Origin of the sequence: Prevotella rectalis (assembly GCF_900607215.1) — a bacterium.
Lineage (GTDB): Bacteria > Bacteroidota > Bacteroidia > Bacteroidales > Bacteroidaceae > Prevotella > Prevotella brunnea.
Genome location: NZ_LR027820.1, coordinates 290,326 through 303,178, shown reverse-complemented (window position 1 = coordinate 303,178; position 12,853 = coordinate 290,326). Strand labels below are relative to the sequence as shown.

Genomic DNA, 12,853 nt, shown 5'->3' with positions numbered 1-12,853 from the left:
ATCCATAAACTTATTATTCTTAAAACGAAAAAATGAATTTTAATAAAATACTGAAATCACTCTTTGGCGACAAATCCACCCGAGACATGAAACATATCCAGCCTTTCGTGGAGAAAATAAAGGCAGCATATCCGGAAATCAAAGCTCTCAGCAATGACGAGCTGCGTGCCAAGACAAAAGAAATACAAGATTTTGTACAAAGTGCCGCAAAGGAACAAAGAGAAGAAATAGCCAAGTTGCGTGAGACGATTGAAGCAACTCCCATTGACGAGCGTGAAGCGATATTCGACAAAATAGACAAACTCGACAAAGTGGCACTCGACAAGTACGAGGAGGCGTTGAACGAAGTAATGCCCATTGCTTTTTCCATCATCAAAGACACCGCACGAAGATTTGCCGAGAACGAAGAAACTATTGTTACCGCAACAGATTTCGATCGCGAATTGGCGGCAAACCCCAACAAGGACTTCATCACCATAGATGGAGACAAAGCCATCTATCATAATCATTGGACCGCGGGAGGCAACGACCTAAAATGGGAGATGATACATTATGACGTACAGCTTTTTGGAGGTGTGGTTCTGCATCAAGGCAAAATTGCCGAAATGGCAACAGGTGAAGGAAAGACACTTGTGGCCACGCTACCGGTATTCCTCAATGCCCTGACCGGGAACGGCGTACATGTGGTAACAGTGAACGACTATTTGGCAAAACGCGACTCGGAATGGATGGGACCACTTTATGAATTTAACGGATTGTCTGTGGACTGTATCGATAAACATCAACCCAATTCTGAAGCGCGCCGCAAAGCGTATCAAGCTGACATCACTTTTGGTACCAACAACGAGTTTGGCTTTGATTATCTTCGCGACAACATGGCAGTATCGCCCGCCGATCTTGTACAACGCCAACACAATTATGCCATTGTCGATGAGGTGGACTCTGTCCTAATAGACGATGCCCGCACGCCACTTATCATCAGTGGACCTGTGCCAAAGGGCGATGACCAGATGTTTGAAGAGTATCAGCCATTGGTGGAAAGACTCTTTGAAGTTCAACGCAAACAAGCAACGGAGCTTCTATCCGAGGCACGCCACAAGATTGTTGAAGCATCACAACTTACCGATGACAAAGCACGCCAAGCCATGCTCGAAGAAGGTTTCTTGGCACTCTATCGCTCGCACAAAGCACTTCCTAAAAACAAAGCCTTGATAAAATTCCTCTCGGAAGAAGGTATCAAATCAGGTATGTTGAAGACTGAGGAGTTCTACATGGCAAACAACAACCGTGAAATGCCAAAGGCAGTGGAACCACTCTACTTTGTTACGGATGAGAAACTTAATTCTTGCGACCTCACCGACAAGGGAGCCGCTTGGCTCGCTAAGCAGGTTCAAGACGAGAAACTTTTTGTCCTGCCCGACATCACCACCGATTTGTCATTGCTCGAGAAAGAAAAAGATGACAAGAAAATAGACGAACAAGAATACATCGACAAGAAAGATGCCATGATGACAAATTATGGTATCCAAAGCGAAAGAGTTCACACGTTGCAACAATTACTCAAAGCCTACACCATGTTCAACAAGGACGATGAATATGTGGTACTTGACGGTGAAGTGAAAATCGTTGATGAACAAACCGGTCGTATCATGGAGGGACGACGATGGAGCGATGGTTTACATCAAGCCGTAGAGGCAAAAGAGCATGTGAAAGTGGAAGCGGCTACCCAAACATTTGCCACGATCACTCTGCAAAACTATTTCAGGATGTATCATAAATTAGCCGGCATGACCGGTACCGCTTCAACTGAGGCGGGAGAATTTTGGGACATCTACAAATTGGATGTTGTGGAAATTCCCACCAATCGCCCCGTTCAGCGACACGACATGGAAGACCGCGTCTATAAGACAGCTCGCGAGAAATATTCAGCCGTCATAGAAGAGATTGAAGCAATGCGCAACAGCGGACGTCCCTGTTTGGTTGGTACAACTTCCGTAGAGATAAGTGAATTGCTGAGCAAGATGCTGACCATGCGAAAGATACCTCACCAAGTGCTCAATGCCAAACAACACTTGAAAGAGGCGCAAATCGTAGCAGAAGCCGGTCGTTCCGTCAATGGATTAGGTGCGGTAACCATTGCTACGAACATGGCTGGTCGCGGTACCGATATCAAACTGACACAGGAAGTAAAAGACGCCGGTGGTTTGGCTATCATTGGTACAGAGCGACATGAGAGTCGTCGTGTCGATCGCCAGCTGCGTGGTCGTGCCGGTCGTCAGGGAGACCCGGGTTCATCCGTTTTCTACGTTTCGCTGGAAGACAAACTAATGCGTCTTTTCGGTTCGGAACGTATTGCGAAAGTGATGGACAGATTGGGATTTGAAGAAGGCGAGCGCATAGAGAGTTCCATGATATCAAGTAGCATTGAACGTGCCCAGAAAAAAGTGGAAGAAAACAACTTCGGTATCAGAAAACGCCTACTCGAATATGATGACGTTATGAACAAGCAGCGTACCGTCATTTATGAAAAACGACGCCACGCGTTAATGGGTGAGCGCATAGGCATGGATATTTCCAACGTGATTTGGGATCGCTGTCTTAACATTGTTGAGACGAACGACTACGAAGGTTGTCAAGAGGAGTTTCTCAAAGTCCTTGCCATGGAATGTCCATTCAGTGAAGACGAGTTCAATACCATTGCTCACGCAGAACTTGCCGAACGGAGTTTCCAAGCTGCCATTGGCAATTTTGAGCGCAAGACAGAACGCATCCAAACTGTGGCATGGCCCATCATTAAGCAGGTTTACGAAGATCAAGGTGCCATCTATGAGCGCATCATGGTGCCTATAACCGATGGAAAGCGCGTTTATAATATTCCTTGCGACCTGAAAGAAGCCTACGAGACGGAGGCGAAGTCGGTTGTCCGCCAATTTGAAAAGGTTATTTTACTCCATTTAATCGACGATGACTGGAAAGAGAACCTACGTCAGCTTGACGAGCTTCGTCACTCTGTGCAGAACGCGTCGTACGAGCAGAAAGACCCCTTGCTGATATTTAAGTTAGAGAGTGTAAAACTCTGGGACAACATGATAAACGACCTCAACAATCGCACCGGCAGCGTACTGATGCGAGGTCAAATTCCGGAGATGCAACCCGAACAACAAATACAGGAAGCTGCGCCGGAAGAGAGATCACAACGCTATACGGAACAAAAAGATGACTTGATTGACAGAAACCAACAGGCAGCCGCCCACCACGACACTCGCGAGGGTGCCAGACAACCCAACCGAGTTCCTTATCGGGCTGAGAAGATGCCTCGTCCGAACGATCCATGTCCCTGCGGTAGCGGAAAGAAATTTAAGAATTGCCACGGAAGAAACATAAGATAAAAACCTTAGAACTTCCGTCTGATGATAAGAGGGTATGCTCACATGGCATACCCTCTTATTTTTCAAAATGATCACACAGCCAATGAGAGGCGGTTTTATTCAACAATTCAACAAATAGACATTAAAAATACAATTTCACAAACAATTATTAGGAAATATGAAATATTTAGTGTATATTTGCAACAAGAAGTCGAGAATGTGTCGCCATTCTATAAGTCTAATATGTTGAACGGCTTTCGCGACATGGTAAGCCTAAGGAGGAAATAACTATGAAACGCAGACCAAAAATGTACAACGAACGCGAGTACGAACTTGACAATATGTATCAAGAAGATGACCGCCAAGTAGAATTAACCAACGATGACGACTGGTATTAACTGTCTCGAACTCATCGTAGCGATGATCGCAGGGTTATTCATAAACCATTAGGTTTTGAAGGGGGGCTTCAACCCGATTCAAATGAAGAAACGTGGCTGTGCCGGCTTGGGTACAGCCACGTTTTTATCATTCAATTAAAATTATTACTGTCCGGTAAAACTTTCGACCGCCAAAGGCGGTATTTATGAGCGGACCTTTTAAAGGGCCCGCTCAAAATAAAACGATCGGGGAAGACTACTCGAAAGGCTGCACTACAAACCCGTTGTGGCGGTAGGTGTAGTCCAAGGACACGATACCACTGCTGAAGCCCAGGCTGTACGCGTAACTACTAACGCTGGGATAAGCACTGGACGACCAGTAGTAACCGGTGAAACCGAGGTTGTCAAGCCCACCAGCGTTGTAACAGCCCAACGCAGGGAGGAAGAAGTATTTACTAATTTCACTATCAGCCGGCTTGCCGGACTCAGGAGAAATGCTGTAGGATTTGGCAGAAGTCAGCAAGTTTGTACCGTTTGGATCTGCCTTCTTTAAGTCGGCAAGCTGCTTACTGTTTTCTTTAGCGATGACGCTGAGCTTCTTCAACCAGATACCACCGGTATAAGTCTTGCCGAAAGCCTTCCACTGAGTACTATTATCCCAATAGGCATCGCCCTTACTTACGTACCAACCAATTTCATTAGCATTGGGAAGCTGCTTGAAGAGAGCATTGGAAGCCTCGAAAGCACCGCTGCCCTCGTGATACCAAAGAGCACCATCGGCAGACTTGGACTTGGGATAACCGTCGTTTGTTGCATCTTTCACTGTTGGCTGCCAAGCGACAGCAGCGTCCCACTCGTGACCAGCCCAATAGTTCTTAGCGGCATCCCACATGTAATAATTTTTACCAGTGTAAAAAAAAGTAACTTTGTCCTCTTCTAATTCATCGGAACCATCGGCATTCTTATGACCACCGTTAAGATCGGCAGAACCAAGACTTACGGGAATATCACAAATCCGATTGATGGCAAAGGTATGGGTTTTGTAGTGTTTGGTCAGTGTCAACTCCTTATTTTCCTTGATGCTAAAGACTGTATATTTAACGCTCAAGTTACGCTCGCCGGGAGCGATAACGACGTAAAGTGAGTTCTTTATACTTGTCGTTGCTGTATTTTGATCAGCAAGCGCAAGACCTTTTCCATCAGTACCTACGTTAAGCGTAATGGTCTTTGCATCACCCGTACCGGAAAGACCATCTTGGGTAAGGTCATAAGTACCGGAAATATTGTCGACTTTAGAGGTGATCTCTATGCGTCTGATCTTAAAGTTTGCGCGATCCTGCTGAGAAGGTATATAAGGAAGGAAGCAAAGATAAGAGGCCTTGTGCTCCAAGTCGAAACGATAACCGCTCGTGCCTGCAGCGGTAGTCTTCGTTGCCTTGGCCACACCGCAATCGCCAACGGCACCAAAATGCTTGGTGTTGTTAAATTCGGATTGGGTCTGATTGTCAGCGATAACAACCTTCTGTGCACCGGCACCGGTGTTAGTACCATAATAGTACACGTCGTATGGACCCTTAGTGGTGTAAGAACCATCTACCAAGAATGTTGTGCGGGGGGCTGACTCGTTGATTGTATTCAGACTCTTACGTAACTTGTCATTATCGTCCACTACATAGATCACGTCGTTAGGCTCCCAAAGGAAGACGCCCTGGCCACCGATTTTGTCACGATTCATGGAAGTACGAGTGGTAATACCGGGAGTACCAATCTGTACACGCTCCATGGGAACCTCGGTAACGATACCACCAGTAAAGGCGGTAAGCTGTTCATTGGTGGTAGCTGTGCTCTCTTCGTTGGAGCAGCTACTCATCAGCACGGATGCGGCTGCGAAAGCCGCAAATGAGATAAATAATTTTTTTGTTTTCATTTGTATAAATCGCTTATAAAATTAATTCATTAAAAAAATGGTTATTACGAATAAAGTATTTAAGATCTGTTCTCATCCACTTTAAGGTTCTTCCTCTTCAATAAGATTACCTTTGGGATCGGGAAGGACAGGCTTATGTCCGCCATCGGAAGGACTGGTTCCAACACAAAGCGAAGACTCGGACTCTGCTTCATAACAAGCGATGCGGGGACGAACGTAAGCCGCCTTGACAACGACGACACCAGTTTCTGTTTTGTTCATAACGCTACAATAAATTTTGAATATGATTTTTAATTTCTGAATATACTACCATAAAGGAAGGCAGAGATTTATCCCCCACAAACGGACACAAAGATTCGCTGCGCACCAAAGCATAATGCGCAGAAAGGAGGATGAAAGAAGATATACCTAAATTATATGAGAGAGAGAGAGAGAGAGAGAGAGAGAGAGTACAAAATTATTTGGAACTACCAAATAATTTGCGTTAAAAGAAGAAAGAAAGTTGTTTTTTCTTTGCAGCACATCCCGAACCAAAGAATATTTGGTACAAAACTGTAAGCGGCTATGTGAAAAAGCTGATCCCAATCTCTATCAGTATTTAATTTGTTGGCAAAGGTAAGGTATCTTTTCGTATTTTGCAACTTTTTATAATATATTTCCCCATATTTTGCAACTTTTAAAAAAAACAAACAATTTACGGTCTATTCCCTACATCATAAAAGAAGTTCTACAGTTCATCTTGCAGGCTGAAACATTGCTATCTTTCCGATGTACACTAACTTTATGGGCATTTAAGATGTCTCAAAATTAAAAGTTGGGTACTATCCTTTGTAAAGAGCGAGACGGTGAAGGACTATGAAGATGCGGTCGGAAGAATTGAGAAGCGTGGGTATGTCATACGCGGTCTGATCATTGACGGCAAAAAGAGTCTCTTCAAAGGTATATAAACTCTTTGAATATTCCGAATAAAACCAGCCTGCAAAATGAGCTATTGAACATCTAACACAAAAAAACAGCCTGAAAAATGTCCATTACGCCTAAATTGTTCTAAAGTTCAACTAAATTAATGATTGCTTGCAAATATTTTTACAATGAGAATTTTCCAAATAGAGGTAAAAAGAGTGAGATTTTTTCACAGAGAACTAAGCAAGCAAAATGAAAACGACAAAAATGAAGAGGCATCGTCTTCAAAAGCTAAGCTTTTACCATGCCATCGCCTTGATTATCGGTTCTAAACGCCATGTTTTGTTCGCCAACAGCTAAGCTTTTGAGAACCAATGGCTAAGCTTTTGCAAACCAATAGCTAAGCTTTTGAAACCCGAAGAATCACCTGTTTTTCAAACACAACTGATTATCAATGGATTAAGAAACGCACCTATTTTTCGCATAAACACAAACGAAGTCGAACAAAAATTAAAACATGCACTTCATTTCAACCGACAAATGTGAACATTTCTTATTTTATTGTCCTTTTTATCGGTTGTTGATTTCAAGTAACTGAAACCGGCTTACTGTTTCACTTTCGCAAGCCGGCAGGGCATTGAACATGTTATCTGACCGTGATATGGAAGCATCCTTGTTTCTTCTCATACTTTATGTAGCAACGCTCCTGCTTCCGCATGTCGTTCAACACCTCGCACAGCACCCATTTCAACGTGTCATCACGAACGGGACGCGATATGGCACCATACTTATTATAAGCCACATCGAAAGTCGTTCCACGCAGATGGCAACTGTTTTCGGTGGCATTACCATTATGACGCCGAAGCTTCTCCACATCTTCCTTTGTGCGCAACACACTTGTAACATACAACTTGTTAAGGGGAATACCCTTTATCTGCAAGCTGTCGAAGAAATTCCGACCGATGTCTTGAAGCAATATCGCGGCTCTCGGAACAAGATAAGGAATGCTGCTCGACAACTTTCTCACTTCATAATAAGGATTGGCAGCTATGTAAACCAGTTCACGTTTTCTATTCTCCGCATCTTCACGATTCCTTACGGGAGGCACTCCATGCAACGATGCCGCAGCCCATTGGACGTTTTGAGAGTCAGGAAAACTCTCCTCATAACTCGCCACGCTCCAGATTTTATGCCGTCCCTCCTTACCATCAGCTGTAAAAAAGCGGGATGTCGCGCGCTGAGCAGGATCAATACTTTTATCGCCCATATTTCCCTCGAATTGCACATTTTCATTTTTATCTTTGGAATGGCGAACGTCAGAGAGTCCACTCTCATGTGTGGAGGACGAACGCCTCACCTTAACAACGGAGGGATAAATGAGACGAGTCAATGCCAAAGCCGCCGTTACGACAAGAAATATTTTTAGAAAGCCATTCTTCGTTATTTTATACTTCTTCTTCATTTGGCAAAGGTAAGCATAAATTGAGAATAATAAATTATGAATTAAGAATTATTTGCAAGGTTCGCTATTTTATATTAACTTTGTGCCCTATAAATTACAAGAGAAAAGTTGATAGAAAAGCATATTATTCTTGAAGACATCGACCCGGTGGTTTTCTATGGGGTGGGCAATTCGCATCTACAGATAATCAAGTCGCTACACCCTAAAATAAGGATTGTGGCAAGAGACAATGTCGTCAGGGTGCTTGGCGACGAAGAAGAGATGGCAAAGCTGGAAGAACACATTGAGAAAATGCGCCGGCACATTGTGAAATACAACACCATCCATGATGAAGATATTCTTGACATCGTCAAAGGAAGAAAATCAAGAGAAGAGGCAATAAAAGGCGTTTTGGTTTACTCCATCTCCGGAAAGCCCATAAAAAGCCGCTCGAAGAATCAACAAGAATTGGTGGATGCTTTTGAAAAAAATGACATGGTGTTTGCCGTTGGTCCTGCCGGAACCGGAAAGACTTATTTAAGCATTGCCTTGGCGGTTAAAGCTCTTAAGGAGAAAACTATCAAACGTATTATCCTATCGCGCCCCGCGGTGGAAGCCGGAGAGAAATTAGGTTTTCTGCCGGGCGACATGAAAGAAAAAATCGATCCGTACCTCCAACCATTATATGACGCTTTGGAGGACATGATTCCGACGGTGAAACTTCAAGACATGATGGACAAGCACGTTATTCAGATTGCCCCATTAGCATTCATGCGCGGACGAACACTCAACGATGCCATTGTTATCTTGGACGAGGCTCAAAACACCACACCGGCGCAAATAAGAATGTTCCTGACTCGTTTGGGATGGAACTCAAAAATGATTATCACCGGAGACATGACTCAGATAGACCTTCCCCACAACCAAAAGAGCGGATTGAAAGAAGCTTTGTCCATCCTTTCGGACACAGAGGGAATTTCGGTCATCAACTTAGACCAAAGAGATATCGTAAGACATAAGTTGGTAACAAAAATCGTTACCGCCTACGAAGCCTACGACAAGAAAATATCAAAACAAAGCGACTCTAAAAATTGAAGAAATGAACGCATTAACAAAAACTGATTTCCATTTTGATGGACAAAAGAGTGTTTACCACGGTAAAGTACGTGATGTTTACGACATCAACGACGACCTTATTGTAATGGTGGCTACTGACCGTATTTCAGCTTTTGATGTCGTATTACCGAAGGGAATCCCATTCAAAGGCCAAGTTCTCAACCAAATCGCCGCAAAATTCTTAGACCAAACCGCAGACATCTGTCCCAATTGGAAGTTGGCAACGCCGGATCCGATGGTAACGGTAGGCTTGAAGTGCGAAGGCTTTCGTGTGGAAATGATTATCCGCTCCATCCTTACCGGTTCGGCATGGAGAGAATACAAGAAAGGTTGCAGAGAGCTGTGCGGAGTGAAGTTGCCCGACGGAATGAAAGAAAACCAAAGATTCCCGGAACCAATCATCACTCCTACGACGAAGGCTGACGAAGGACATGACATGAACATATCGCGCGAGGAGATTATTCGCCAAGGACTTGTATCGGAAGAAGACTACAACATCATCGAAGATTGGACGCGGAAACTCTTTGCCCGCGGTCAGGAAATTGCGGCAAAGCAAGGACTCATTCTTGTCGATACAAAATACGAATTTGGCAAACGCGATGGGAAGTGCTATCTCATTGATGAAATCCACACACCTGACTCCAGTCGCTACTTCTATGCTGACGGCTACGAAGAAAAATTCCGCAATGGTGAGCCTCAAAAGCAGCTATCTAAAGAGTTTGTGCGCCAATGGCTCATAGACCACAATTTCATGAACGAGCCAGGACAGGTGATGCCGGAAATAACCGATGAATATGCGGATAGCGTCAGCAACAGATACATTGAGCTATACGAGCACATCACCGGTGAGAAATTCCAACGTGCCGACAATCATGAGGATTTGGCACTGCGCATCGAAAACAACGTGAAGAACTATCTAAAATCTAAGAAATAAACATCAAACCATCCGACCTTGCCTCACGCCGAAATACCAACAAAAAGATATGACGGGGTGAGGCAAAGCCGATAATGACGGAAATGCGTGTATAAACAAGAAAAAATAAAACCATATAACGGTTCCGGAGAAAAAGGAAAACTTGTAGAGGAAATGTTCGACAACATTGCCCCGACTTACGACACGCTGAATCACAGATTATCATGGGATATTGACAAGGGGTGGAGGAAGAAAGCGATAAAACGGCTTCTACCCTATCACCCAAATAAAATTTTGGACATCGCAACCGGAACAGGCGATTTTGCCATCCTCGCTACCCGAATGTTAAAACCGCAATCGGTAACGGGTGTTGATATTTCTGAGGGAATGATGCAAATAGGCAGGGGCAAAGTGAGACAAGAGGGAATGCAAGATATCATTTCGTTCCACAAGGAAGATTGCCTGAACTTATCATTCACTGCTGAAACTTTCGATGCAGTAACGGCTGCTTTCGGCATTCGCAACTTTCAGGACTTGGAAAAAGGGCTGAGCGAAATGTACAGAGTCTTGAAAACCGGCGGACATTTATGCATCATAGAACTGACTACACCGGTTCTTTTTCCCATGAAACAACTCTTTCGATTTTACTCGACCTACATTCTACCCGGCTATGGACGGCTCGTTTCTAAAGACGAGAGTGCTTACGAGTACCTAAACAAGACAATAGCTGCTTTTCCACAAGGAGAGACGATGATGGAAATTCTCAAGAAGATCGGTTTTTCCAGTACATCGTTTAAACGCTTAACTTTTGGAGTCTGCACAATGTATTTGGCTGAAAAATAAAAAACATTCTTTGTTATGGATAAATACGGACTTATAGGCTTTCCGCTTGGACACTCATTTTCAATGGGATATTTTAATGAAAAGTTTGAGAGCGAAGGAATTGATGCGCAATACATCAATTACGAAATTCCAGAACTTGACAACCTCCTTGAAATACTTAATTCCACTCCGGAACTAAAAGGGCTTAACGTTACCATTCCGTATAAGAAAAAGGTGATGAAATACTTGGATTACATCAGTCCGGAAGCAAAAGCCATTGGAGCTGTTAATGTTATAAGAGTGGAACACAAAGGTTTCAAAACCTTACTGAAAGGCTATAACAGCGATGTAACAGGATTTACGAAGAGTATAGAGCCATTATTGGAACGCTACCATAAAAAAGCCTTGGTATTGGGCACCGGCGGCGCAGCAAAAGCCATACACTACGGACTAAAACAACTTGGGGTGGAACCTCGATATGTATCCAGACGGAAGAGCTTGGAAGGATTGACATATTATGACATATCACCAAAGATCATAAAGGATTACAACGTAATTATCAATTGCACCCCGTTGGGGATGTATCCAAATATAGAAGAATGTCCGAAACTCCCATACGAGGCTATGGATGGTCATACATTATTATACGATTTAATTTACAACCCGGACGAAACCCTTTTCTTACAGAAAGGAAGAGCACACGGAGCCGTAGTGAAGAACGGTTTGGAAATGCTGCTTCTACAAGCTTTCGCATCTTGGGCATTTTGGAACGGTACAGAATATTAAAGATTTATTTTTCAACTATTCGACAAAGATTATGAACAACAGATATGCAATGCGTGGCGTCAGCGCGGCGAAAGAAGACGTACATAATGCGATAAAAAACATAGACAAGGGGCTTTTCCCACAGGCTTTTTGCAAAATCATACCCGATATTTTGGGAGGCGATCCGGAGTATTGCAATATCATGCATGCCGATGGAGCAGGAACAAAATCGGCATTGGCTTATTTATATTGGAAAGAAACAGGCGATTTAAGCGTATGGAAAGGCATTGCCCAAGATGCCATCGTGATGAATACGGACGACTTGTTGTGTGTGGGTGCGGTAAACAACATACTGGTGTCTTCTACCATTGGCAGAAACAAAATGCTCATCCCCGGAGAGGTAATCTCCGCCATTATCAATGGTACGGACGAACTATTGGCAGAAATGAGGAAAATGGGGATCGGAATCTATCCCACAGGAGGCGAAACGGCGGACGTAGGCGACTTGGTGAGAACCATCATCGTGGACTCTACGGTAACTTGTCGCATGAAACGTTCGGATGTAATTGACAATGCCAATATTCGCCCCGGCGATGTCATAGTAGGATTAAGTTCAACGGGACAAGCTTCTTATGAAAAGCACTACAATGGTGGAATGGGCAGCAACGGTCTGACGAGTGCCAGACATGACATCTTTGCAAAATATCTTGCGGAAAGATATCCGGAGAGTTACGACCATGCCGTACCTAACGAACTCGTTTACAGTGGGAAATACACACTGACCGACAAGGTAATGGGTAGCCCCATCAACGCCGGAGAGCTGGTTCTTTCTCCTACTCGCACATACGCGCCGGTAGTCAAACGAATTCTCGATGAATGCAAGCCGGAGATACATGGCATGGTACATTGCACCGGGGGAGCACAGACAAAAGTGCTGCATTTCGTTGATGAAAATTGCAAAGTGATAAAAGACAATATGTTCCCGGTTCCTCCGTTGTTCAAAGCGATTAAGGAGAGCAGCGGCACCGATTGGAAAGAAATGTATCAGGTGTTCAACATGGGACATCGCATGGAAATCTATGTAAGCCGAGAAGTTGCAGAGCAAATCATCAATATCAGCAAATCGTTCAACATCGATGCACAAATTATCGGACATATAGAAGAAGGTAACAAGAGCTTGACCATTGAATCCGAGCACGGTAAATTCGAATACAAATAAAA

The 12,853-nt window shown here is 43.9% G+C and carries 9 protein-coding genes and 1 pseudogene; 7 read left to right on the top strand and 3 right to left on the bottom strand.

Annotation, left to right across the window (positions count from 1 at the left end):
- Nucleotides 1–32: 32 nt before the first annotated feature.
- Nucleotides 33–3,389: a preprotein translocase subunit SecA gene (gene secA, locus E0E16_RS02110; protein WP_130828622.1), complete on the top strand. Its 3,357-nt coding sequence runs from the start codon at nt 33–35 to the stop codon at nt 3,387–3,389.
- 612 nt (nt 3,390–4,001) lie between these two features.
- On the opposite strand, the gene E0E16_RS02105 is transcribed toward secA, so the two are convergent.
- Nucleotides 4,002–5,672, bottom strand: coding sequence for a hypothetical protein (locus E0E16_RS02105; RefSeq protein WP_130828621.1), 1,671 nt, complete (start codon nt 5,670–5,672; stop codon nt 4,002–4,004).
- Nucleotides 5,673–5,753: 81 nt separating this feature from the next.
- Complete coding sequence (locus tag E0E16_RS02100; RefSeq protein ID WP_130828620.1) at nt 5,754–5,933, bottom strand: hypothetical protein; 180 nt, start codon at nt 5,931–5,933, stop codon at nt 5,754–5,756.
- Between the two features lie 560 nt (nt 5,934–6,493).
- Between E0E16_RS02100 and E0E16_RS14900 the strand changes: the two are divergent.
- Nucleotides 6,494–6,610 (top strand): annotated as a pseudogene (locus E0E16_RS14900) (IS256 family transposase, variant Zn-binding type); the annotation flags it as partial.
- 611 nt (nt 6,611–7,221) lie between these two features.
- Here E0E16_RS14900 and E0E16_RS02095 read toward each other — a convergent pair.
- Nucleotides 7,222–8,037 carry a DUF5715 family protein gene (locus E0E16_RS02095; RefSeq protein WP_130828619.1) on the bottom strand — a complete coding sequence of 272 codons (816 nt, stop codon included), beginning with the start codon at nt 8,035–8,037 and terminating at the stop codon, nt 7,222–7,224.
- 108 nt (nt 8,038–8,145) lie between these two features.
- Between E0E16_RS02095 and E0E16_RS02090 the strand changes: the two genes are divergently transcribed.
- From E0E16_RS02090 to E0E16_RS02070, 5 genes are all read left to right on the top strand, one after another.
- A complete protein-coding gene (locus tag E0E16_RS02090; RefSeq protein WP_130828618.1) occupies nt 8,146–9,111 on the top strand; it encodes a PhoH family protein in 966 nt (321 codons plus the stop codon).
- Nucleotides 9,112–9,115: 4 nt separating this feature from the next.
- Entirely contained in the window at nt 9,116–10,066 is a 951-nt protein-coding gene (locus E0E16_RS02085) for a phosphoribosylaminoimidazolesuccinocarboxamide synthase (protein WP_130828617.1), read from the top strand.
- Nucleotides 10,067–10,153: 87 nt separating this feature from the next.
- The gene (gene ubiE, locus E0E16_RS02080; protein ID WP_130828616.1) at nt 10,154–10,888 is read left to right on the top strand and encodes a bifunctional demethylmenaquinone methyltransferase/2-methoxy-6-polyprenyl-1,4-benzoquinol methylase UbiE; all 735 of its coding nucleotides are present in this window, start codon (nt 10,154–10,156) and stop codon (nt 10,886–10,888) included.
- A 15-nt stretch (nt 10,889–10,903) separates the two neighbouring features.
- Nucleotides 10,904–11,653, top strand: a complete 750-nt coding sequence (locus tag E0E16_RS02075; RefSeq protein ID WP_130828615.1) for a shikimate dehydrogenase family protein — start codon at nt 10,904–10,906, stop codon at nt 11,651–11,653.
- A gap of 31 nt (nt 11,654–11,684) precedes the next feature.
- Nucleotides 11,685–12,851 carry an AIR synthase-related protein gene (locus tag E0E16_RS02070; RefSeq protein ID WP_130828614.1) on the top strand — a complete coding sequence of 389 codons (1,167 nt, stop codon included), beginning with the start codon at nt 11,685–11,687 and terminating at the stop codon, nt 12,849–12,851.
- Nucleotides 12,852–12,853: the final 2 nt, after the last annotated feature.